The organism is Nocardioides sp. GCM10030259 (assembly GCF_042666375.1).
Classification (GTDB): Bacteria; Actinomycetota; Actinomycetes; order Propionibacteriales; family Nocardioidaceae; genus Nocardioides.
The window spans coordinates 15,131-37,160 of sequence record NZ_JBHTDF010000003.1 but is presented as its reverse complement, the minus strand read 5'-3'; the positions used below and the strand labels follow the sequence as shown (position 1 = coordinate 37,160).

The window sequence follows — 22,030 nt, the reverse complement described above, 5'->3', positions numbered from 1 at the left end:
GCGCACCACGGTGGTTGAGGAAGGCGCCCTGGCGCCTGTCTCGAAACCACCGTGGTTTCGAGACGGTTGCTTCACGACCTGCTCAACCACCGGTCCGCCAGGGCGCGGGCCGACCCTGCAGCCACCACTCCATCCGCTTCGTGACCCACGGCAGGGCGAGGTAGGTCATCACCGGCGTCAGCACGACCACACTGGCGAGCACCCGCAGCGGCAGCGGCCAGTCGCCGATCGTGTGGCCGGCGGCCCAGTTGGCGAGCAGGCTCAGCGGGAAGAACACCAGGAAGATCGTGCAGGCCTGCTTCCACCGGGGCGGCGCCGGAGCCGGCGGGCGCAGGTCCTCCTCGTCGTACGCCGCGGGCGGGTCGAACCAGCCCTCGATGCCGGTCCGGCGCTCGACCCGGGACTCGCCGACCAGTCCCTGGGCGGCGCCCAGCCACCACTGTCGCTGCGGCGAGGCCTCCCACACCGCGAGCGAGTCGTCGTCCGCGAAGCGGTAGAGCATGTGCCACTCCTCGGAGTGCGTCGCCGGCCGCACCCACCCGGAGCCGAGGAAGCCGTCGAAGCGCGCGGCGAGCGCCGAGCCCGCGCGGATCCAGGCCACCATCTCGTCGTGGTGGCCGGGGCTGACGGTCCGGGTGATCGACACGGTGACGGGGCTGCCCATCGGGCGATCGTCCGGGGGTGCCGCCCGTCGGCGCAAGTCGGACTGGCAGAGTTGTGGCCATGCCGGAGCCTGCATCCGAGTTCCACGCCCGCGTCCTCGCCATCGCTGCCGACGGCCGGCTGCCCGCGCCCGACATGTCCGGGTGGGACATCTTCCCGTGGGACGTCGTCGACGGCGCGGTCGTGCCCAAGCCGCTCGAGGCCCCCGGCCCCGAGGCCCCCCGTGAGGGCGAGGACGGCGGTCGCCCGTGCTGGGCCTGCGCCGGCTTCGGGTCGGACCGCATCATCTGGGAGGACGAGCGCTGGGTCCTCACCCGCAGCGAGGAGCCCACCGGACTGCCGCTGGTGCTCACGCTGTGGACCCGCGAGCACCTCGACACCGGCGACCTCGACGACGACCAGGCCTCGGAGTTCGGGCGGATGGCCAACCGGCTGGTCCGGATCATGCAGGGCCTGCCGCACATCGGCCGCGTGCACGTCAACCGCTGGGGCGACGGGTGCTCGCACTTCCACGTGTGGTTCGTCGCCCGGCCGGAGGGGTTCAGCCAGATCAAGGGCTCGTACGCCGTCGAGTGGGACGACATCCTGCCGCCGGTCGACGCAGAGGTGTGGCGCGCCGACCTGCACACGGTCGCGACGAAGCTCGCCAACTGGGGCGGCCACGCACGCGCCTAGCGCACCTCGAACGACCTGGTCCCCGTCGGCATCGCCGGCGTGACCTCGACCCGGTCGACCGACGCCAGCGCCGGGCCGCGGTGCAGCCAGCCGAGCATGGCGTCGACGGCCTCCGGCTCACCCTCCAGGTGCGCCGCGACGGAGCCGTCGGGCTCGTTGCTCACCCACCCCGTCACGCCGAGCCGGCTCGCGGTGCGCTCGGTGTGGAAGCGGAACGAGACTCCCTGCACGCGGCCGGTCACGACGACGTCGACGACACGGTTCTCGGGCATGCCACCATGATGCCCGGGGAACGTCGTCGGGGTGACCGAGGAACCCGTGGCGAACCCTGAGGAGGACGCCCGGACCGAGCAGCCGCACCCCCATCGCTGGCGCATCTTCGGAGTGTCGCTCGTCATCGGGTTCATGGCGCTCCTGGACGTCACGATCGTCAACGTCGCCATCCCGTCGATCCAGGACGGGCTGGGGACCTCGCCCGCGACCGTGCAGTGGGTGGTGTCCGGCTATGCCTTGGCATTCGGCCTCACCCTCGTGACCGGCGGACGGCTCGGCGACGCCCTCGGGCGACGGCGGATGATGCTGGTCGGGCTCGCGGGCTTCATCGTGGCCAGCGGCTTCGTCGGGTTCGCCCCCGACGCGACCTGGGTCGTCGCCGGCCGGCTGGCGCAGGGCGCGAGCGCCGGGCTGCTGACGCCCCAGAACTCCGGCCTGATCCAGCAGCTCTTCCGTGGCCGGGAGCGGGCGCGCGCGTTCGGCCTCTTCGGCCTCGTCGTGTCGATCTCGTCGGCAACCGGACCGGTGCTCGGAGGGCTGATCATCGCGGCGTTCGGGGAGGAGCACGGATGGCGCTACATCTTCCTGGTCAACATCCCGATCGGCGTGCTCGCGATGATCGCCGTGGTCCGGATGGTCCCGCAACGGCCGCGCGACCAGCGCGAGACCGGGGCGCGGCTGGACCTCACCGGCGCGGCGCTCCTGGGCGCCGCCGTGCTGTGCGTCCTGCTTCCGACGGTGGCGATCCAGGGCGGCGACCTGCTGCCCCTGCTCCTGCTCGTCGGGGTCGTCCCGCTCGCGTGGGCGTTCGTCCGCCGCGAGCGACGGCTGGTCCGCACCGGCGGTGCCCCGCTTCTCGACATCGGCCTGCTGCGGCGTACACCGGGCTACGCCAACGGAGTGGCGGTCGGCACGCTCTACTTCACCGGCTTCACGGGCTTCCTGCTGGTGCTCTCGGTCTACTTCCAGCAGGAGGCCGGGCTCTCGCCGTTGCAGGCCGGTCTGCTGATGTGCCCGTTCGCGATCGGCTCCGCGATCACCGCGCCGCTCTCGGGACGGGTCGTCTCCGACCTGCACCGGAAGGTGACCGTGACTGCCCTGGCGGTGATGATGACCGGTGTCGTCCTCGTCGCAGCGCTGGTCCCGCCCGCCACCGGTGGCGGGCTGTGGGCCGCAGCGGTGCCGGCGATGTTCGTCGCCGGGCTGGGCGGAGGCGGAGTCGTCTCGCCGAACATGACGCTCTCGCTCGAGGACGTGCCGCCCCGGATGGGCGGCGCAGCCGGCGGCGCGCTACAGACCGGCCAGCGCATGGGCGCGTCGATCGGCGCCGCGCTCGCCATGAGCGTCTACCACCTCACGACCACGGCGCACGGCGGAGGCGCCGGCCTGCGCGCGGCGCTGATGACCGGGTTCGTGCTGCTCTCCGCCTCATTGGTGATGGCCGTGCGCGCACTGCGCCAGCACACTGAGGCATGACCTTCCTGAGCGAGCCGGAGATGACGCCGCGGGTCCGGGCGATCTACGACGGTGACGTCGAGTCCGACGGGTACGTGATGAACCTGAGCCGGGTCTGGGCGCACGACCCCGACGCCAACCATGCGTTCGGCGGCCTGGTCCGCGCGGTCGCCGAGAACGCCGGGCTGACGATGCGCGAGAAGGGGATCCTCGTGACCGCGTGCGCCTCCACGCTGGGCGACTCCTACTGCGCGATCGCCTGGGGTGCGCGGCTCGGCCGCGAGGCCGGTCAGGACGTCGCCGCCGCCGTCCTGACGGGCGCGGACGAGGGGCTGACCGAGGCGGAGCGGGCGCTGGCCCAGTGGGCCCGGCTGCTCGCCGCCGACCCCAACGCCACGGCCGCGTCGGACGTCGAGAGCCTGCGCGAGCACGGGTACGACGACGCGAGGATCTTCGCGATCACCGCCTACGTCGCGCTCCGCGTGGCGTTCTCGACCGTGAACGACGCGCTCGGGGCACTGCCCGACGAGCAGCTGTGCGCCGAGGCGCCGCCGGAGGTGCTCCGGGTGGTGACCTGGGGTCGTCAGCCCGCGCAGCCCAGCGCGTCGGCGTAGCCCTCGGGCACCTGCCCCCGCCCGACCTGTCGCGCGAAGTCCCAGATCACGTCGGGGTACTCACCGGTCGCGGCCATCTCCTGCAGCACGGGCCACTGGCGCGACGTGGCCAGGGCCTCGGCTGCGCGGTCGGCGCGGGCCTGGTCGCCCGCCTCGCTCGCGGCCTCGAAGTCGGCGAGCCACTCGCAGGCGACGGCGCCGGCGACGTCGGCGCCGAGGTGGTAGGGATCGGTCTCGTCCGACGAGACCCCCACGCGCTGGCTGCCCTCCGGGAACACCGGGTCGACGTACTCGCCGATGGCCGCGAGCATCGACTCGATCGTCGCCTGGCGCTCCGAGCTGTCGACGAACGACGCCGGCATCGCGGCCTCGAACCCGGCCTTGTCGACCAGCCGGAGGTGCCCGAGCAGCTCGCGGTACGCCGCCTCGCCCATGCCGCCGGCACGGATCTCGAGCCAGTGGCCGGCCTGGATCTCGCGGATCGCGGTGTGGTCGGTGGCGCTGTACGCCCAGGTCTGTGCGCCGAGGCCGAGCACCTCGATGGGCTCGCCGTCGCGGGGCGGCTCGGTGATGTGCCGCCGGTCCACGATGTAGGAGTCGTAGGCGTCGGCGGGGTACCAGCTGATCTCGAGGTAGCGGTCGCCGCTCGCGTAGGAGACCTCCCCGAAGTCCCGGTCGGCGTAGGCGTTGTCGACCGTCCAGCCCTCCGCGTCCAGCACGGCGCGGAAGTCGGCCGGGTCGCTCGCGACGGGCGGCTGCGGCTCCGGGGTGGCGTCGGGGCGGCCGGCCCACCAGGCGGTGGTCGCGGCGAGGAGCGCGACCACGGCGGCCGCGATCACGGGCGCGAGCCAGGCGCGGCGACGCGCGTGGGCGATGTCGGTGACCGGGCTGTCGTCGAGGACGGGAGTGCGCATGATCTCCTCCAGGAGCTCGGCCCGCCCGCGGTGGAGCGGCAGGTCGGCCACGGCGTCGTCGGTGAGGCGGGGGTTCACGGCTGCTCCTTCCGGGCGAGCTGGGGGCGTCTGGAGGAGTGATGTCCGGACGGCTCCGGATCGTTGCCGAGGAGCTCGCGGAGCCGGGCGCGGGCGCGTGACAGCCGCGGGCGCACGACGACCGTGGTCAGCCCGAGCACCTCGGCGATCTCGCGCGGTTCGAGCCCCTCCCACAGGTGCAGCTCGAGCACCTCCTGGTCGCGTGCGCTCAGGCGGCGCATCGCGGCGGTGACGTCCGCGCGCTGCACGACGTCGTCGGCGGGGTCGGGCATCGCGGCGGCGAGCTCGCGGCGCAGCCGGTCGCCGAGGGAGGAGCGCCGCCGCTCACCGCGCCGCTGGTTGGCGAGCACGCGGCGCGCCACGCCGTACAGCCACGGGCGCTGGTCCGGCCCCGTCGGCACGTGCTGGAGGCGCCGCCACGCCACGAGGAACGTCTCCGCGGTGGCGTCCGCGGCGTCCTCGGGCCGATCGGTGCGGCGTACCGCGAACCCGAGCACCGCGTCGAAGTGGCTCGAGTACAGCCGCCGGAAGGTCTCCTCGCGCCCCTCGCTCATGACTGCTCCATGTCCGGCAGCATGCCGTGCGTTGCAGGCGATCGCGGACGAATACTGCCATGCTCGGCACGGACGAGAGGAGCCCATGGCCGACTTCACCTTCGCGCCGCTGACTCCAGCCGCGTTCCTCGACCGAGGCGCAGCCTCGTTCGCCGACCGGACGGCGGTGGTCGACGGCGCGGTCCGGCTGACGTACCGGGACTTCGCTGACCGGTGCGCGCGGCTCGTCTCGACGCTCGCCGGCCACGGCGTCGGGCGTGGCGACCGGGTCGCCGCGCTGTGCGCGAACAGCCACGTGATGCTCGAGCTGCACCACGCCGTGCCCGCCCGCGGCGCGGCGCTGGTGTCCCTCAACATCCGGCTGACCGCGGACGAGATGGCCTACATCGTCGGCCACTCCGAGCCGCGGCTGCTGGTCGCCACCGAGGAGTACGCCGAGCTCGCGACGCGGCTCGGCGAGCGCGCCCGCATCCCGGTGCTGGTGGCGGCCGGCGGCGGGTCGCCGTACGAGACCGCGCTGGCCGAGCACTCCGGGGACGCCGCCGACCGGGTGGAGGTGGAGGAGCACGAGCTGCTCGCGATCAACTACACGTCCGGCACCACCGGGCGCCCCAAGGGCGTGATGTACCACCACCGCGGGGCGGCGCTCCAGGCGGTCGCCATGGCCTACCACGCCCGGCTCGGCACGGAGTCGCGCTACCTGTGGACGCTGCCGATGTTCCATTGCAACGGCTGGTGCTTCACCTGGGCCGTCACCGCCGCGGGTGGCACCCACGTCTGCCTGCGGGCGGTGGATCCCGGCGAGATCTGGCGCCTGCTGCGCGCCGAGGGCGTCACGCACTTCAGCGCCGCCCCGACGGTGCTGACGATGATCGGCGAGCACGCCGACGCCGGTCCGCTCGAGCGGCGGGTGCACGTCGACACGGGCGGGTCGCCGCCGTCCCCGGCACTGCTGGCGAGGCTCGAGCCGTTCGGCATGGACGTCACGCACCTCTACGGCCTCACCGAGACGTTCGGCCCGATCGCGATCAACGAGTGGCAGGCCGAGTGGGACGACCTCGACGCCGACCGGCGCTCCCGGCTGCGGGCCCGGCAGGGCATCGGCAACATCATCGCCCGGCCGCTGCGCGTGCTGGACGTCGAGGGCGCCGACGTACCGGCCGACGGTCGCACGATCGGCGAGATCGCGGCGCGCGGCAACGACCTGATGCTCGGCTACTACCGCGACGACGAGGCGACCGCGGCCGTCACCCGCTCCGGCTGCTTCCTCACCGGAGACCTCGGCGTCATGCACCCCGACGGCTACGTCGAGATCCGCGATCGCAGCAAGGACATCATCATCTCCGGCGGCGAGAACATCGCGTCGGTCGAGGTCGAGCAGGTCCTCGACGCCCACCCCGCCGTCATCGAGTCTGCCGTGGTCGCCATGCCCGACGAGCGCTGGGGCGAGGTGCCCGTCGCGTTCGTCACCGTGCGTGCCGGGCGCGACCTGGACGCCGCCGAGCTGCTGGCGTTCGCGCGCGAGCGCCTCGCGGGGTTCAAGGTGCCCAAGCGGGTCGTCGTCGAGGAGCTGCCCCGCACGTCGACCGGCAAGATCCGCAAGAACGTCCTCCGCCGACGGGCGGCCGACCTCGCGGGGTCCTAGAGGATCGAGCCGGGCGAGTACGCCGCTGCCTCGGGGTGGCGGGCGGTGACCTCCGCGACCCGGCGTACGACGAGCTCGACCTGGTCGACGGCCGCGCCGGTGAACGTGATCGGCTCCGCCACCAGGGTCGCGAGCTGGTCCGCGGTCAGGCCGAGGCGCTCGTCGGCGGCGAGGCGCGCGAAGACGTCGTTGTCGGCCCGCCCCTTCCGCATGTCGAGGGCCGTGCCGACGGCGGCCTCCTTGATCGCCTCGTGCGCCGCCTCGCGGCCGACGCCGTTGCGGACCGCGGCCATCAGCACCTTGGTGGTCGCCAGGAACGGCAGGTAGCGGTCGAGCTCGCGCTGGATCACCGCCGGGAACGCGCCGAACTCGTCGAGGATCGTCAGGAACGTCTCGAAGAGGCCGTCGGCGGCGAAGAACGCGTCGGGCAGCGCGACCCGGCGTACGACGGAGTCGGAGACGTCGCCCTCGTTCCACTGGTCGCCCGCGAGCTCGCTGACCATCGACAGGTGGCCGCGGAGCACGACGGAGAGCCCGTTGACCCGCTCGGCGGAGCGGCTGTTCATCTTGTGGGGCATCGCCGAGGACCCGACCTGGCCCTCCTGGAAGCCCTCGGTGACCAGCTCGTTGCCCGCCATCAAGCGGATCGTGGTCGCGAGGTTGGACGGTCCGGAGACCAGCTGCACCAGGGCGCTGACGACGTCGAGGTCGAGGCTGCGCGGGTAGACCTGGCCGACGCTGGTCAGCACGCGCTCGAAGCCGAGGTGACGGGCCACCCGCTCCTCGAGCTGCTGGAGCTTCGACGCGTCTCCGTCGAGCAGGTCGAGCATGTCCTGCGCGGTGCCCATCGGGCCCTTGATGCCGCGCAGCGGGTAGCGCGCCAGCAGGTCCTCGACGCGGTCGACCGCGATCAGCATCTCGTCGGCGATCGTCGCGAACCGCTTGCCGAGCGTGGTCGCCTGGGCGGCCACGTTGTGGGAGCGGCCGGCCATCACGGTGGTCTCGTGCTCGGCGGCCAGCCGGCCCAGCCGGGCGAGCGCGGCGACCGCGCGGTCGCGGACGAGCGCGAGGCTCTGGCGCACCTGGAGCTGCTCGACGTTCTCGGTCAGGTCGCGCGAGGTCATGCCCTTGTGGATGTGCTCGTGCCCGGCGAGCGCGGAGAACTCCTCGATCCGCGCCTTCACGTCGTGGCGGGTCACCCGCTCCCGGGCCGCGATCGACTCGAGGTCGACCTTGTCGACCACGTCGCGGTACGCCTCGACCACGCCTTCAGGAACGTCGATCCCGAGGTCACGCTGCGCCTCCAGCACGGCGATCCACAGCTGCCGCTCGAGCACGATCTTGTGCTCCGGCGACCAGATCCGCGCGAGCTCGGCGGAGGCGTAGCGGGTGGCCAGGATGTTGGGCACAGTCACGTGCCTCATTCTCCCATGCTCACCGACGCACCCTCGACGACGCCGAGGGGCTCGGACGCGATGTCGGTGCGGCGCTGGAGGCCGTCGAACGTGATCAGGTCCGCGGCGGCGTACGCCTTGGATCGCGCGTCGGCGACGTCGGTGCCGAGGGCGCGTACGGCGAGCACGCGGCCGCCCGCCGTGACCAGGTCGTCGCCCGAGAGCGAGGTGCCGGCGTGGATCACGTCGACGTCGTCACGCGCGCCCGCTGCGTCGACGCCGGTGATGACGTCGCCCTTCGACGACGACTCCGGGTAGCCCGCGGAGGCGAGGACGACGGTGACCGCGGCGGCGTCGCGGAAGGAGGGCGGCAGCACCTCGGCGAGCCGCCCGTCCGCGGCCGCGGCCAGCATCGTTCCCAGCGGCGACTCCAGCACGGCCAGCACCGGCTGGATGTCGGGGTCGCCGAAGCGGACGTTGAACTCGATGACGCGCGGCCCTGACGCCGTGAGCGCCAGCCCGACGTACAGGCACCCGACGAACGGCGCGCCGCGCCGCGACATCTCGGCGAGCGTCGGCCGGACGACCGTGTCGAGCACGACCTCGGCGAGGTCGGGCTGCGCCCAGGTGAGCGGCGTGTAGGAGCCCATGCCGCCGGTGTTCGGGCCGCGGCCGCCGTCGAAGATCCGCTTGAAGTCCTGGGCGGGCTGCAGGGCGTAGGCTTCCGTGCCGTCGCAGATCGCGAAGAGCGACACCTCGGGACCGTCGAGGAACTCCTCCACCACCACGCGTCCGCAGGCCGTGGCGTGCGCCAGTGCCTCCGCGCGGTCGCGGGTCACGACCACGCCCTTGCCGGCGGCGAGCGCGTCGTCCTTCACGACGTACGGCGCGCCGAGCTCGTCGAGGGCGGCCTCCGCCTCGGCCGGCGTCTCGCACGTGCGGGCCCGCGCCGTCGGCACGCCCGCCGCCTCCATCACGTCCTTGGAGAACGCCTTCGACCCCTCCAGTCGCGCCGCGGCCTGCGACGGCCCGAAGACCGCGATCCCCCGCCCGCGCACCGCGTCGGCGACCCCGGCGACCAGCGGCGCCTCGGGGCCGGGGACGACGAGGTCGACGCCGAGCGACTCGGCCAGGTCGGCGACGGACGCACCGGACATCGCGTCGACGTCGTGCAGGGTCGCGACGGCCGCCATGCCGGGGTTGCCCGGTGCGGCGTGCACCTCGCCGACCTCCGGGTCCCGGGCCAGCGCCAGGGCCAGCGCGTGCTCGCGGCCGCCGGTTCCGATGACGAGGATCCTCACGACGGCGACCTCAGATCAGCTCGTGGCGGACGACGGTCGCGTCGCGCGACGGCCCGACGCCGACCGCCGAGATGCGGGCGCCCGACATCGCCTCGACAGCCTCGACGTACCGCTGCGCGTTGGCCGGCAGGTCGTCGAACGTGCGGGCACCGGAGATGTCCTCCCACCAGCCGTCGAGGTACTCGTAGATCGGTACGGCGTGGTGGAAGTCGGTCTGGTTGACCGGCATCTCGTCGTGGCGGGTGCCGTCGACGTCGTACGCCACGCAGACGGGCACCCGCTCCAGGCCGGTGAGCACGTCGAGCTTGGTGAGCACGAAGTCGGTGACGCCGTTGACCCGGGCGGCGTAGCGGGCGATGACCGCGTCGTACCAGCCGCACCGGCGGGGGCGACCGGTGGTGGTGCCGTACTCCGCGCCGACCTTGCGCAGGTGCTCGCCGCTGTCGTCGTGGAGCTCGGTCGGGAACGGCCCCTCCCCGACGCGCGTGGTGTAGGCCTTGACGATCCCGATGACCTGCTCGAGCCGCGTCGGCGGGATGCCGGAGCCGGTGCACGCGCCGCCGGACGTCGCCGACGACGACGTGACGAACGGGTAGGTGCCGTGGTCGACGTCGAGCAGCGTCGCCTGGCCGGCCTCGAGGAGCACGGTCTCGCCGCGGTCGAGCGCCTGGTTGAGCAGCAGCCCCGTGTCGCAGACCATCGGCGCGAGCCGGTCGGCGAAGGCGAGCAGCTCCTCGACGGTCTCGTCGACGGTGGCGGGCCGGCGGTTGTAGATCTTGGTGAGGACCTGGGCCTTGAGGTCGAGGACGCCCTCGACCTTCTGGCGCAGGATCTTCTCGTCGAAGATGTCCTGGATGCGGATGCCGATCCGGTTCATCTTGTCCGCGTACGTCGGGCCGATCCCGCGCCCCGTCGTCCCGATCCGGCGTGAGCCCAGGAACCGCTCGGTCACCTTGTCGAGGGTGCGGTTGTAGTCGGCGATGACGTGCGCGTTGGCGCTGATCCGCAGGCGGCTGGTGTCGACGCCGCGGGCCTCGAGGTCCTCCAGCTCGTGGAAGAGCACCGCGAGGTCGACGACGACGCCGTTGCCGATGACCGGGATGCAGCCGGGCGTGAGGATGCCGCTCGGCAGCAGGTGCAGCGCGTACTTCTCGCTCTTCCCGTCGTCGCCGGTGATCACGACCGTGTGGCCCGCGTTGTTGCCGCCGTTGAACTTCACGACGTGGTCGACGCGGCTGCCGAGGAGGTCGGTCGCCTTGCCCTTCCCCTCGTCGCCCCACTGGGCACCGATGATGGCGATCGCCGGCATGCACTGCTCCCTAGAAAAAGAAAAACCCCGGCACAAGTGCACCGGGGCTCTTGCGGCCACACGCTACCAAAGGGTGGTTTGGGCCCATCCGGCGTCGGCTATGGTCCGCCTCGTGGACCCGCTTCTCGTGATCACGAACTCCGAGGCCGGCACCTCGGACGAGGAGCGGCTGGCGGCGGCTCTCGCCGTGCTCCGCGAACGCGCCTCGGTCGAGGTCGCCTCGACGAGCAAGCCCGGCGAGCTCGACGGGGTGCTGCACCGCGCCGGCTCGCGCCGGATCGTCGTGGCGGGCGGCGACGGGAGCCTGCACGCCGTCGTGGCCGCGCTGCACCGGCGCCGGGAGCTCAAGAACGCCGTGCTCGGCCTGGTCCCGCTCGGCACCGGCAACGACTTCGCCCGCGGCACCGACATCCCGCTCGACCCCGAGGAGGCCGCGCGGGTCGTGCTCGACGGCGTGCCGCGGCCGATGGACCTGGTCGTCGACGAGGTCGGCGAGGTCGTGGTCAACAGCGTGCACGTCGGAGCCGGCGCCGAGGCCAGCCGGCGGGGCGAGCGCTGGAAGAAGCGGCTGGGGCGGATCGGCTACCCGATCGGCGCCGCCATGACGGCGATCAACCCGTCCACCGTGCGCCTGCACGTGGAGGTCGACGGCGAGGCCGTGTGCGACGTCGACGAGCCCGTGCTCCAGGTGGCCGTCGGCAACGGCCCGTCGGTCGGCGGCGGCACCCATCTCACCCCCGAGGCCGACCCGCTCGACGGACGGCTCGACGTGATGGTCTCGCGGTCGACCGGACCGCTGGCGCGGGTGCTCTACGGCCTGCGGCTCGGCTTCGCCACCCACCACCACCGCGACGACGTGACCTACCTGCGCGGCGAGCGCGTCTCCGTCTCGGGCGGCCCCTTCTGGTGCAGCGCCGACGGCGAGCTCTACGGGCCGGAGCGGCAGCGCTCCTGGCGCGTGGAGCCGGCGGCGTACCACTTCCTGTTGCCGCGCGGCTAGAGCCACCCACGCCGCGCGGCTTCCACCCCTGCCTGGAACCGCGAGTCCGCACCGAGCTCGGTCATCATCGCGGCGACCCGGCGCCGCACGGTGCGCAGGCTCAGGCCGAGCTTGCGGGCGATCTGCTCGTCGTGGGCGCCGGCGGCGAGCTGCTCGAGCAGGAAGCGGCGCAGGTCGACCCGCGGCTCGGCGCCCTCGAGCACGGGCACCGCGGCCCGCCCCCACAGCTCCTCGAACCACATCCGCATCGACTCGACCACGCCGCGCTGCCGGACGACCGACAGCGGCAGGTCGGCCACGCCCAGCGGCTCCGGGAGGACGGCATGGGTGTCGCCGACGATCAGCATCCGGGTCGGGAGGTCGGGGAGCACCCGGATCTGCTCCCCGGCAGCCACGCGGGCCGACAGCACCTCGGGGGCGTCGTGCAGCGCGCGCACGGGATAGATCGCCCGGGAGCGGCACCCGGTGGCCACGACCTCGGCGACCAGGTCGATCATCCGGTCCTCGCGCGGCCCGCGCCACTGGTCGGGGCGCAGCCAGGCGAGGTCGCCGCCGGCCCCGGCGTCCAGCACCAGGCTTCGCACCCGTCCGAACACGTCGCCGCCGACCCAGATCTCGCCGCGCACCGGTTCGGTGATCGCGTCGCTGCTGGACAGGTGCTGCTCGGCGGCCAGCACCTCGATCGCCGGGCCGACGCCGGCGAGCAGCCGCTGGGCGCGACCGGCGTACGCCGCCTGCGCCTCGACGACGCCGCGCAGCACCTCGACCGGCGTCGCGACCACGAGACGGGTGTCGTCCACGCGCACCACCCCGGCCTCGATCAGGGGCGCGACCTCGGCGAGCAGCTCCGTGCGGCTGCGGAGCATGTCGGCCGCGACCCGGTCCAGCGTGCGACCGGACTGCGGCCGCAGCCGCTGGTAGAGCCGGTCGAGCTCGACCGGATGGCCGAGGGCGGCGAGCAGCGTGGTGGAACGCGGCATGGTGGCATCTTAGTGCCAGCGGCCACTTCGCTACCTATGGCAGGGAGATGTCACGGCATGATGCCGGGAAGTGCGCCCCGGTGGACGACCCACATCGGGGGATGAGGTCGAGCACCGAGCGGGCGCGCAGCACGAGGCGCCGGGGCCGCCACTGGGCGGTGGTCCCGGCACTCCTCGACCTCCCTCGGCTCAGGCCTCGGGCTTGAGGTGCGGGAACAGGATCGTCTCCCGGATCCCGACGCCGGTGAACAGCATGATGAGCCGGTCGATGCCGAGCCCCATGCCGCCCATCGGCGGCGCGCCGTACTCCAGCGCGCGGAGGAAGTCCTCGTCGAGCTGCATCGCCTCGACGTCGCCCCCGGCCGCCTGCCGGGACTGCTCGGTCAGCACCTCGCGCTGGATGACCGGGTCCACGAGCTCGCTGAACCCGGTGCCGCGCTCGACCCCGCCGACGATCAGGTCCCAGGCCTCGATCAGCCGCGGGTCCGACCGGTGCGGGCGGGCGAGGGGCTGCGCGGACGGCGGGTAGTCGCAGACGAACGTCGGCTGCAGCAGCTTCGGCTCGACCAGCTCGCTGAGCAGCTCGAGGACCAGCTTCTCGGTGCCCCACGCGTCGTCGTACTCGAGATCGTGCTCGTCCATCACCGCGCGCAGCGTCGCCAGGTCGGTGTCCGGCGTGATCTCCCGACCGACCGACTCGCTGACGCCGGTGTAGACGGGCAGCCAGCGCCACTCGCCGTCGAGGTCGATGGTGCCGGCCGGTGTCTCGATCTGCCGCGACCCGGTCGCGTCGGCGGCGGCGAGGATCATGTCCTTGGTCAGCTCCGCGATGGTGTGCTGGTCGCCGTACGCCTGGTAGGCCTCGAGCATCGTGAACTCCGGGCTGTGCGTGGAGTCCACGCCCTCGTTGCGGAAGATCCGGCCGAACTCGAAGACGCGGTCGACGCCGCCGACGACGGCCTTCTTCAGGTTCAGCTCCAGGGCGATCCGGAGCACCATCTCCTGGTCGAACGCGTTGATGTGCGTCCGGAACGGCCGCGCCCGCGCGCCGCCGTGGATGAGCTGGAGCACCGGCGTCTCGATCTCGAGGTACCCCTGGTCCTCGAGCGTCCGGCGGACGGCGCGCACGATCGCGGCGCGGGTGCGGACCATGTCGCGGGCCTCCTGGCGCACGATCATGTCGGCGTACCGCTGGCGGACCCGCGACTCCTCGGAGAGCTCCTTGTGCAGCACCGGCATCGGGCGCAGCGCCTTGCTCGCCATCTCCCAGCGGCCGGCCATCACGGACAGCTCGCCGCGCTTCGAGGAGATCACCCGCCCCTCGACGAACACGTGGTCGCCGAGGTCGACGGTGTGCTTCCAGTCGGCCAGCGACTCCTCGCCGACCTCGGCGAGGCTGAGCATCACCTGGAGGCGGGTGCCGATGCCCTCCTGGAGGGTCGCGAAGCAGAGCTTGCCGGTGTTGCGGACGAACACCACGCGCCCCGCGACCACGACGACGTCGTCGGTCTCTTCACCGGCCTCGAGGTGGCCCCACTTCTCACGGACCTCGGCCAGCGTGTGCGTGCGCGGCACCTCGACCGGGTAGGCCTGGCGGCCCTCCTCGAGCAGCCGCGCCCGCTTCTCCCGGCGGACCAGCATCTGGTCGTTGAGGTCGAGGTCGGGCTGGTGGGGCGTGTCGGTCACCCGGCAAGGCTACCGACGGCACTCCGGTCGTCCGCGACCGGATTCAGGCGTCGCCCAGCAGCTCGGCGTACCCGGTCGGGCTGGAGTCACGGAGGAACTCCGAGCACCGCTCCCACTCGGCGTCCTCGCCGATCGCGCGGGCGGCGAGGGCGAGAAGCGCGAGGCAGGTGAGGAAGCCGCGGTTGGGCTCGTGCTCCCACGGCACCGGGCCGTGGCCCTTCCAGCCGTTGCGGCGGAGCAGGTCGAGGCTGCGGTGGTAGCCGACCCGCGCGTAGGCGTAGATCGTCACCGGGTCGTCCTCGGCCTCCGCGGCCAGCGTCGCCAGGGTCGCCCAGGCGAGCGGCGACTCGGGGTGCCGGCGTACGACGTCCATGGCGTCCGCGCCCGGTGTCAGCTCCGCGGCCGCCGGGTCCTCGGGGAGGTGGGTGGGCGGGGGTCCCGCCATCAGGTCCTGTCCGCTGAAGCCACTCATGCGCGTACTCGCTTCGCTCCGTGCGCGCATGAGGCACAGGTCGCGCTGCCTTGGATGATTCGCTCGCTCCGCTCGCTCATGGAAGCAATTGTCCATGGTCGGGTGTTGAGTGGGGACGTGACTCAGCCCCAGGCCACCGCGCCGACCACCGACCCGACCGGCGGGAAGGAGCCGTGGCCGGCGCTCTTCGCGCTGTGCATCGGCTTCTTCATGATCCTGGTCGACACCACGATCGTCTCCGTCGCGACGCCGGCGGTGATCGAGGACCTGAACGCCGAGGTCAACGACGTCGTGTGGGTGACGAGCGCCTACCTGCTCGCGTACGCCGTACCGGTGCTCATCACCGGCCGGCTGGGCGACCGCTACGGGCCGAAGAACCTCTACCTCGTCGGACTGACGGTCTTCACGCTCGCGTCGCTGTGGTGCGGCCTGACGAGCTCGATCGAGATGCTCATCGCGGCGCGGGTCCTCCAGGGCATCGGCGCGTCGATGATCACGCCGCAGACGATGGCGATCATCACCCGCATCTTCCCGCCCGACCGACGCGGCGCCGCGATGGCGCTGTGGGGCGCCACGGCGGGCGTGGCCACCCTGGTCGGCCCGATCCTGGGCGGCCTGCTGGTCGACGGGCTCGGCTGGGAGTGGATCTTCTTCATCAACGTGCCGGTCGGCGTCGTCGGCTTCGTGCTGGCGGTCCGGCTGGTGCCGACCCTGCCGACGCACAGCCACCGGTTCGACTGGCTCGGTGTGGTGCTGAGCGGCGCCGGCATGTTCCTGCTGGTGTTCGGCATCCAGGAGGGCCACCAGTTCTCCTGGAACGCCGTCATCTGGGCGATGATCGTCGGCGGCCTGGTCACCCTCGGCCTGTTCGTGTTCTGGCAGTCGCGCAACCGGGACGAGCCGCTGGTGCCGCTCCACCTCTTCCGCGACCGGAACTTCTCGATCGCGAACGTCGCGATCTCGGTGATGGGCTTCTCGATCACGGCCGTCGCGATCCCGATCATGATCTGGGCCCAGGTGGTGCGCGGGTTGAGCCCGACGAAGTCGGCGCTGATCCTCGTCCCGATGGCGCTGATGACCATCGTGCTGGCCCGGATGGTCGGCGGGCTCACGGACCGGGTGCACCCGCGGCTGCTGACGGCGTTCGGCTTCGTGTGCCTCTTCAGCGGCCTGCTGTGGCTGACGTTCGTGATGACGCCCGACACCTCGATCTGGTGGACCGTGCCCCCGATGGCGGTCTTCGGCGTCGGCAACGCGTTCGTCTGGGCACCCAACAGCGCGACCGCGACGCGCAACCTGCCGGTCCAGCTCGCCGGTGCCGGCGCGGGCGTCTACAACGCCACCCGCCAGGTCGGCGCCGTGCTCGGCTCCGCCGCGATCGCGGTCGCCATCGACGCCCGCCTCGCGGCCGAGGGCCTGCCGGCGTTCCAGGGTGGCGGCGAGTCAGCCTCCGCCGTCTCCCTGCCGCCCGCCGTGGCGGAGTCCTTCAGCGACGCGATGGCGACGTCGGTCCTGCTGCCGGTCGCCGCGTTCGCCCTCGGCTTCGTCGCGGTGCTGTTCTTCGAGAAGCCGCGTCACGCGGGCTACGCGAGCGCTGCCGCCCCGGCGGACTGACGAGTCGGTGGTCGAGCCTGCCGAGACCACCAATCGAGCAGTCCGCTGGCGCGTCCTGCTCAGCCGATCGACTTCCCCGCGGAGCGCAGGTTCTCGCAGGCCTCGACGACGCGGGCGGCCATGCCGGCCTCGGCGGCCTTGCCCCAGGCGCGCGGGTCGTACTGCTTCTTGTTGCCGACCTCGCCGTCGACCTTCAGCACGCCGTCGTAGTTCTGGAACATGTGCGTGGCGACCGGCCGGGTGAAGGCGTACTGGGTGTCGGTGTCGACGTTCATCTTGACGACGCCGTAGTCGACGGCCGCGCCGATCTCCTCGGCCGAGGAGCCTGAGCCGCCGTGGAAGACCAGGTGGAAGGGCTTCGCGCCGGTTTCGAGGCCGAACTCCTTCACGACCGCAGCCTGGGCGTCCTGGAGCACCTCCGGGCGGAGCTTGACGTTGCCGGGCTTGTAGACGCCGTGCACGTTGCCGAAGGTCAGCGCGGTCATGTAGTAGCCGCGGTCGCCGTACCCGAGGGCCCGCGCGGTGGCGATGGCGTCCTCGGGGGTCGAGTAGAGCTTGTCGTTGATCTCGTGGGCGACGCCGTCCTCCTCGCCGCCGACGACGCCGACCTCGATCTCGAGGATCACCTTCGCCTTGATGCAGCGGTCGAGGAGCTCCTCGGCGATGACCAGGTTCTCGTCGAGCGGCACGGCCGAGCCGTCCCACATGTGCGACTGGAAGAGCGGCGCCTCGCCGCGCGCGACCCGCTCCTCGGAGATCGCCAGCAGCGGGCGGACGAAGCCGTCGAGCTTGTCCTTGGGGCAGTGGTCGGTGTGCAGTGCGATGTTGACCGGGTAGTTCTTCGCGACCTCGGCGGCGTACGCCGCGAACGCGGCGGACCCGGTGACCATGTCCTTCACCGATGGGCCGGAGAGGTACTCCGCCCCACCGGTCGAGACCTGGATGATGCCGTCGGAGCCGGCGTCGGCGAAGCCCTTGAGGGCAGCGTTGAGGGTCTGCGAGGAGGACACGTTGATCGCCGGGAACGCGAACGCTCCCGCCTTGGCGGTGTCCAGCATCTCGGCGTACTTCTCGGGGGTCACGATGGGCATCTGACTGCGCTCCTCCAGCGAACGGCGTATCTCTGCCATCGACCCTAGTGGCTACCCGTCCGTCGCCCGAAGGCCGTTCGTCCCTCAGGAGCTCCCGATCCGGCCTACGGTGACAACCGATCGTCCGGGCGCTCCGTTCTGGGGGTGTCGGGACGACGGACGGGAGACACCATGAGCGCGGGGATCGACGAGCTGATCGGGGTGGAGGTCGAGCGGTCCTTCGGGGGCGAGCCACCGCTGCGCGACCCCCGGGAGTACGTCGCGCGGGGGCGGCGAGCCCGCCGCCGACGCACCGGGGGCGCGGTGGGCACGGTCGTCGCCGGCGCCGTCGTCGCCGCCGTTGCCATCGGCGGCATCCAACCGCTCGCCACCTCCGACCGCGAGGTCGAGCCGGCCGGCCCCACGACCACCGCGGTGAAGGTGGCGACGCCGGTGCCGGTCGACCCGGAGACGGCCGCCAAGTGCGAAACGGACTCCCTCGGCCCCTGCGGCCGTCGCGGCATCGGATGGGATGACATCCACCTCGACGGCTCCGGCAAGGTCGTGCGGGGATACGCAGACGTCGAGGTGACCGGCTACTACGACAACGTGCTCGGCGATGCCTACGGCGTCTCGGCAGCCCTGGAGGTCTCAGCCGACGGCGAGACCGTCTGGATGCTGCTCACCGCGACGAAGGACTTCGGCGAGAGCGGATTCCAGTCGGACGTCCCCGATCCCGACCGCACCTTCGACGAATGGGTGCGCGACAGCCTCTCGCTGGGCGGCGGGTGGTTCGGCTACACCCACGACCCGATGATCCCCAGCCGGACGTCGTCGTGAAGGCCTCGCTGGAGGACGAGTACGTCGCGTTCGTCGCCGCCCGTCAGCAGCACCTGCGCCGGATCGCCTACGCGATCTGCGGCGACTGGCACCGCGCCGAGGACCTCCTCCAGACCGCGCTCACGAAGCTCTACCTGGCCTGGCCGCGGCTGCGGCGCGAGGGCGCCGAGGAGGCATACGTCCGCACGATCCTGGTGCGTGCCGACATCGACGAGCACCGGCGACCCTGGCGTCGGGAGCGGGCGAGCGCGACCCCACCGGATGCCGTCGCCCCAGCGCTGCCGGCGTACGAGGAGACGTCGGCGCTGCTCGACGCTCTCCGGCGGCTCCCGGACATGCAGCGCCGCACGGTGCTGCTGCGGCACTGGCTGGGGCTCTCGGTGGAGGAGACCGCGACGGAGCTCCGCATCAGCCCGGGCACGGTCAAGAGCCACACGTCACGTGCGCTCGAGTCGCTGCGCTCGCTGCTCGTGGAGGACACCACGCCGTAGCGTGAGGCCATGTCGCTGGCAGGCCGGTACGTCGCGGTGGTCGGCCCGGCCGACGGCGCCCGGCCGTCCGACCTCGCCCACGCCGAGGAGGCCGGACGACGCCTCGCCGGGGCGGGCGCCGTGCTGCTGACCGGCGGCCACCACGGCGTGATGCAGGCGGCCGCCCGCGGCGCCCGCGACGCGGGCGGGGTCTCGATCGGGTTGATGCCCGGTCACGACCGCGCCGAGGGGACCTCCGAGCACACCTACCTGCTGCCCACCGGGCTCGGTGAGCTCCGCAACGGGCTGATCGTGCGGGCCGCCGACGCCGTCCTGGCGATCGGGTGCAGCTGGGGCACGCTGAGCGAGATCGCCCTCGCGCGGCGTACCGGCGTCCCGCTCGTGCTCATCGACCCGTGGGAGCTGCCGGAGGACGTCGGCACCGTCGTCACCGACGCACCCGACGCGGTCGCGGCGCTGCAGAATCTCCTCGCCGGCTGACAACCGACGGCCGACGATCTGCGTATCCCCTGCATGGACACCGACATCCGCGACGAGATCGACCGTTCGTTCGGCGACGGGCCGCCCGTGACCGGACCGGAGCTGCTGGTGACCCGGGGCCGCGCGGCGCTGCGCCGCCGGCGTCTGGTCGAGGCGGGGTCGATGCTCGCCGTGGCCGTCATCGCCGTCGGAGCCACCGCGATCGTCACCAGTGGCGGTGGCGGCGACCGCGCGACGCCGCAGCCCGCCGCGCCGTCGCCGAGCGCGACCTCATCCGACGCTGTCGACGCGACGCCACCTCCGACCCGTCCGGAAGTCCCGGTCATCGTCGACCGTGGCCTGCCCCTGGACTGGCCGCTCGCCGCCCAGCCCGACGGCCTGCACGTGTCGCCCCGGGTGAAGCTCCTGAAGGTCGTCGACGATCCCTTGCACGTCCGCCCGGACGGTGGCTGGTCCGTGGCGGTGTCCTACCGCGGTGCCCGGGGCGAGATCACCTGGTGGGTCGGCTACGTCGACGACGAGGGCAGCGGCTCCTCGAGCAGCATGCCCGCGCGGTTCATCCACACGGACTTCGACAGCTGGGTCGCGCGGGAGAAGACCACGTTCCTGCTCGACGGCGACGCACCGACAGCGCCGACGACCCCCGACGGAGGGTGGCCCGGTCGCACCGACGTGCCGCTGGTCCGGTTCGCCGGTGACACCGAGGGGCTGGAACCGCTCGATGGTGTCACGGTCCTCCGGCAGCGTCCGCACCCCGACCTTCCGGCCAGCTGGGCGACCGCCCGCGATCGCAGCGCCGTCGCCGAGGTCCGCCTCGACGGCAGCCGCTACTACGTGCTCGCTCGCAGCACGGCGGACGCCGCGAAGCCCGAGTTCATCGCGGTGGAGGCGAGGCCCGAGGTGGGCGCGACGCTCGACGCGTTCCTCGACTTCGCACGTGGCCGGTACGCCGAGGGCGGCGGTGGCCTGCTGTGAGGGCCGCGGAGCGCGACGCGGCGTTCTCGGAGTTCGTCCGCGCCCGCCGCACCCACCTGCGCCGGATCGCGTACGCGATCTGTGGCGACTGGCACCGTGCCGACGATCTCGTCCAGACCGCGCTGACGAAGCTCTACGTCGCGTGGCCGCGGATCAACCGCGACGGACGGGAGGAGGCCTACGTCAGGACGATCATCGTGCGGGCCGGTATCGACGAGGCGCGGCGCCCGTGGCGGCGGGAGTCCGCGGGGCTCCCGGAGCGTGACCGGCCGGCACCCGCCGGGGTGCCGGTCGAGGAGCGGTCCGCGCTCTTCGACGCCCTCCAGGCGCTCCCGGTGATGCAGCGCAAGGTCGTCGTGCTCCGCCACTGGCTGGGGCTCTCCGTCGCCGAGACCGCGGCCGAGCTGCGGATCAGCGAGGGCACGGTGAAGTCACATGGCCACCGCGGCCTCGAGGCGCTCCGCACCGCCCTCGCCAGCAACCACTGACGGCGACCGATCCGCGGGCCTAGCGTCGGTGCATGCCGAAGGTCATCTACTTCACCGCCTGCACCCTCGACGGATTCATCGCGGACGAGCACAACTCCCTCGACTGGCTCTTCGAGACTCCGCGCGGCGACCGTCGAGGGCGGCATCTGGGTCGTCGGCGGTGGCGACCTGGTCGGCCAGTTCGACGACGCCGGGCTGCTCGACGAGATCGTGCTCGGCATGTGCCCGGTGACGCTCGGCGCGGGCGCGCCGCTGCTCCCCCGCCGGATCACGAGCGGCCGGCTGCGGGTCGCTGCCGTGACGCAGGACGGCGCGCGGGTGCGGATCCGGCTCGCGGTCGACCGGCGTCAGCCGGCCCGAGGCTGAGGCTCAGCCGCGCCAGGCGTCCTCGCCGGACAGGTCGGCGTACTGCCGTACCCAGGCGTGCATGGCGATGGCGGCCGCGGCGGAGGCGTTGATCGACCGGGTGGAGCCGAACTGGGCGATCGAGAACGTCGCATCACACGCCTCGCGGGCGCCGTCGGAGAGGCCGGGCCCCTCCTGGCCGAAGAGGAAGCAGACCCGGCGCGGCAGCGAGGTCGTCTCCAGGTGGAGCGAGCCGGGCAGGTTGTCGACGCCGTACAGGACGACGCCGCGCCCGTGGAGGTACGCCGCCAGGTCGGCCACGGTCGGGTGGTGCCGCACGTGCTGGTAGCGGTCGGTCACCATGGCGCCTCGGCGGTTCCAGCGGCGGTTGCCGACGATGTGCACCTCGGCGGCCAGGAAGGCGTTCGCGGAGCGGACGATCGTCCCGATGTTGAAGTCGTGCTGCCAGTTCTCGATCGCGACGTGGAAGTCGTGCCGCCGGGCGTCCAGGTCGGCCACGATGGCCTCGACGGTCCAGTAGCGGTACCGGTCGACGACGTTGCGCCGGTCCCCCTCGGCGAGCAGGCGCGCGTCGTACTGCTCCCCCTCCGGCCACGGGCCGACCCACGGCCCGACACCCACCTCGGCCGGGCCGTGCGGCATCGGGTCGTACGGCGCGCGGGTCTCGTCGTCGGCGCCCACGCGCGCGACCCT

General features: G+C 72.7%; 24 protein-coding genes. 12 read left to right on the top strand and 12 right to left on the bottom strand.

All coding sequences use genetic code 11. From position 1 onward, the window contains the following. Window positions 1-82: 82 nt before the first annotated feature. A complete protein-coding gene (locus tag ACFQQI_RS02800) occupies window positions 83-664 on the bottom strand; it encodes an antibiotic biosynthesis monooxygenase (protein ID WP_378557613.1) in 582 nt (193 codons plus the stop codon). A gap of 59 nt (window positions 665-723) precedes the next feature. Between ACFQQI_RS02800 and ACFQQI_RS02795 the strand changes: the two genes are divergently transcribed. Beyond that, entirely contained in the window at window positions 724-1,338 is a 615-nt protein-coding gene (locus ACFQQI_RS02795) for a hypothetical protein (RefSeq protein WP_378557610.1), read from the top strand. On the opposite strand, the gene ACFQQI_RS02790 is transcribed toward ACFQQI_RS02795, so the two are convergent. Continuing rightward, window positions 1,335-1,610: an acylphosphatase gene (locus tag ACFQQI_RS02790; RefSeq protein WP_378557607.1), complete on the bottom strand. Its 276-nt coding sequence runs from the start codon at window positions 1,608-1,610 to the stop codon at window positions 1,335-1,337. The two genes, ACFQQI_RS02795 and ACFQQI_RS02790, sit on opposite strands and share 4 nt — an antisense overlap. Before the next feature lie 31 nt (window positions 1,611-1,641). Here ACFQQI_RS02790 and ACFQQI_RS02785 point away from each other — a divergent pair, with 31 nt between their 5' ends. After that, complete coding sequence (locus ACFQQI_RS02785; RefSeq protein WP_378557604.1) at window positions 1,642-3,087, top strand: MFS transporter; 1,446 nt, start codon at window positions 1,642-1,644, stop codon at window positions 3,085-3,087. After that, entirely contained in the window at window positions 3,084-3,680 is a 597-nt protein-coding gene (locus ACFQQI_RS02780) for a carboxymuconolactone decarboxylase family protein (RefSeq protein ID WP_378557601.1), read from the top strand. The genes ACFQQI_RS02785 and ACFQQI_RS02780 overlap by 4 nt, the downstream gene beginning before the upstream one ends. Here the strand turns inward: ACFQQI_RS02780 and ACFQQI_RS02775 are convergent. Both ACFQQI_RS02775 and ACFQQI_RS02770 read right to left on the bottom strand, forming a co-directional pair. Further along, a complete protein-coding gene (locus tag ACFQQI_RS02775) occupies window positions 3,650-4,672 on the bottom strand; it encodes a hypothetical protein (RefSeq protein ID WP_378557598.1) in 1,023 nt (340 codons plus the stop codon). The genes ACFQQI_RS02780 and ACFQQI_RS02775 overlap by 31 nt on opposite strands. Further along, entirely contained in the window at window positions 4,669-5,226 is a 558-nt protein-coding gene (locus ACFQQI_RS02770) for an RNA polymerase sigma factor (protein WP_378557595.1), read from the bottom strand. The genes ACFQQI_RS02775 and ACFQQI_RS02770 overlap by 4 nt, the downstream gene beginning before the upstream one ends. An 85-nt stretch (window positions 5,227-5,311) precedes the next feature. Here ACFQQI_RS02770 and ACFQQI_RS02765 point away from each other — a divergent pair, with 85 nt between their 5' ends. Continuing rightward, window positions 5,312-6,871, top strand: a complete 1,560-nt coding sequence (locus ACFQQI_RS02765; RefSeq protein WP_378557592.1) for an acyl--CoA ligase family protein — start codon at window positions 5,312-5,314, stop codon at window positions 6,869-6,871. On the opposite strand, the gene purB is transcribed toward ACFQQI_RS02765, so the two are convergent. Genes purB through ACFQQI_RS02750 form a run of 3 tightly spaced genes read right to left on the bottom strand, consistent with a single transcriptional unit; the run spans window position 6,868 to window position 10,875 of the window. Beyond that, complete coding sequence (gene purB, locus ACFQQI_RS02760; RefSeq protein WP_378557589.1) at window positions 6,868-8,295, bottom strand: adenylosuccinate lyase; 1,428 nt, start codon at window positions 8,293-8,295, stop codon at window positions 6,868-6,870. The genes ACFQQI_RS02765 and purB overlap by 4 nt on opposite strands. After that, on the bottom strand, window positions 8,292-9,566 hold the full coding sequence (gene purD, locus ACFQQI_RS02755) for a phosphoribosylamine--glycine ligase (protein ID WP_378557586.1): 1,275 nt from the start codon (window positions 9,564-9,566) through the stop codon (window positions 8,292-8,294). The genes purB and purD overlap by 4 nt, the downstream gene beginning before the upstream one ends. A 10-nt stretch (window positions 9,567-9,576) precedes the next feature. Then, the gene (locus ACFQQI_RS02750) at window positions 9,577-10,875 is read right to left on the bottom strand and encodes an adenylosuccinate synthase (protein ID WP_378557583.1); all 1,299 of its coding nucleotides are present in this window, start codon (window positions 10,873-10,875) and stop codon (window positions 9,577-9,579) included. A gap of 112 nt (window positions 10,876-10,987) precedes the next feature. Here ACFQQI_RS02750 and ACFQQI_RS02745 point away from each other — a divergent pair, with 112 nt between their 5' ends. Continuing rightward, window positions 10,988-11,875, top strand: a complete 888-nt coding sequence (locus ACFQQI_RS02745; RefSeq protein ID WP_378557580.1) for a diacylglycerol/lipid kinase family protein — start codon at window positions 10,988-10,990, stop codon at window positions 11,873-11,875. Here the strand turns inward: ACFQQI_RS02745 and ACFQQI_RS02740 are convergent. The 3 genes from ACFQQI_RS02740 to ACFQQI_RS02730 form a co-directional block, all read right to left on the bottom strand. Beyond that, window positions 11,872-12,855 (bottom strand): LuxR C-terminal-related transcriptional regulator, encoded by a 984-nt coding sequence (locus tag ACFQQI_RS02740; protein WP_378557577.1) that lies wholly within the window; start codon window positions 12,853-12,855, stop codon window positions 11,872-11,874. The two genes, ACFQQI_RS02745 and ACFQQI_RS02740, sit on opposite strands and share 4 nt — an antisense overlap. Window positions 12,856-13,044: 189 nt before the next feature. Next, window positions 13,045-14,496 (bottom strand): lysine--tRNA ligase, encoded by a 1,452-nt coding sequence (gene lysS / locus ACFQQI_RS02735; protein ID WP_378558336.1) that lies wholly within the window; start codon window positions 14,494-14,496, stop codon window positions 13,045-13,047. Window positions 14,497-14,584: 88 nt separating this feature from the next. Next, a complete protein-coding gene (locus tag ACFQQI_RS02730) occupies window positions 14,585-15,013 on the bottom strand; it encodes a DUF3151 domain-containing protein (RefSeq protein ID WP_378557574.1) in 429 nt (142 codons plus the stop codon). 117 nt (window positions 15,014-15,130) lie between these two features. Between ACFQQI_RS02730 and ACFQQI_RS02725 the strand changes: the two genes are divergently transcribed. Continuing rightward, window positions 15,131-16,627: a DHA2 family efflux MFS transporter permease subunit gene (locus ACFQQI_RS02725; protein WP_378557571.1), complete on the top strand. Its 1,497-nt coding sequence runs from the start codon at window positions 15,131-15,133 to the stop codon at window positions 16,625-16,627. Window positions 16,628-16,686: 59 nt separating this feature from the next. On the opposite strand, the gene fbaA is transcribed toward ACFQQI_RS02725, so the two are convergent. Continuing rightward, window positions 16,687-17,718, bottom strand: a complete 1,032-nt coding sequence (gene fbaA / locus ACFQQI_RS02720) for a class II fructose-bisphosphate aldolase (protein ID WP_378557568.1) — start codon at window positions 17,716-17,718, stop codon at window positions 16,687-16,689. A gap of 171 nt (window positions 17,719-17,889) precedes the next feature. On the opposite strand from fbaA, the gene ACFQQI_RS02715 reads away from it, so the two are divergent. Genes ACFQQI_RS02715 through ACFQQI_RS02690 form a run of 6 tightly spaced genes read left to right on the top strand, consistent with a single transcriptional unit; the run spans window position 17,890 to window position 21,337 of the window. After that, on the top strand, window positions 17,890-18,537 hold the full coding sequence (locus ACFQQI_RS02715) for a hypothetical protein (protein WP_378557565.1): 648 nt from the start codon (window positions 17,890-17,892) through the stop codon (window positions 18,535-18,537). After that, window positions 18,534-19,028, top strand: a complete 495-nt coding sequence (locus ACFQQI_RS02710) for a SigE family RNA polymerase sigma factor (RefSeq protein WP_378557562.1) — start codon at window positions 18,534-18,536, stop codon at window positions 19,026-19,028. Before ACFQQI_RS02715 ends, ACFQQI_RS02710 begins: the two co-directional genes overlap by 4 nt. A 9-nt stretch (window positions 19,029-19,037) precedes the next feature. Continuing rightward, window positions 19,038-19,508, top strand: coding sequence for a TIGR00725 family protein (locus ACFQQI_RS02705; RefSeq protein ID WP_378557560.1), 471 nt, complete (start codon window positions 19,038-19,040; stop codon window positions 19,506-19,508). Between the two features lie 33 nt (window positions 19,509-19,541). After that, window positions 19,542-20,483, top strand: coding sequence for a hypothetical protein (locus tag ACFQQI_RS02700; RefSeq protein WP_378557557.1), 942 nt, complete (start codon window positions 19,542-19,544; stop codon window positions 20,481-20,483). Then, a complete protein-coding gene (locus ACFQQI_RS02695; protein WP_378557554.1) occupies window positions 20,480-20,971 on the top strand; it encodes a SigE family RNA polymerase sigma factor in 492 nt (163 codons plus the stop codon). Before ACFQQI_RS02700 ends, ACFQQI_RS02695 begins: the two co-directional genes overlap by 4 nt. Before the next feature lie 9 nt (window positions 20,972-20,980). Next, the gene (locus tag ACFQQI_RS02690) at window positions 20,981-21,337 is read left to right on the top strand and encodes a dihydrofolate reductase family protein (RefSeq protein ID WP_378558333.1); all 357 of its coding nucleotides are present in this window, start codon (window positions 20,981-20,983) and stop codon (window positions 21,335-21,337) included. 3 nt (window positions 21,338-21,340) lie between these two features. Here the strand turns inward: ACFQQI_RS02690 and ACFQQI_RS02685 are convergent, their stop codons facing one another. Continuing rightward, window positions 21,341-21,979, bottom strand: coding sequence for a TrmH family RNA methyltransferase (locus tag ACFQQI_RS02685; protein WP_378558329.1), 639 nt, complete (start codon window positions 21,977-21,979; stop codon window positions 21,341-21,343). Window positions 21,980-22,030 lie beyond the last annotated feature (51 nt).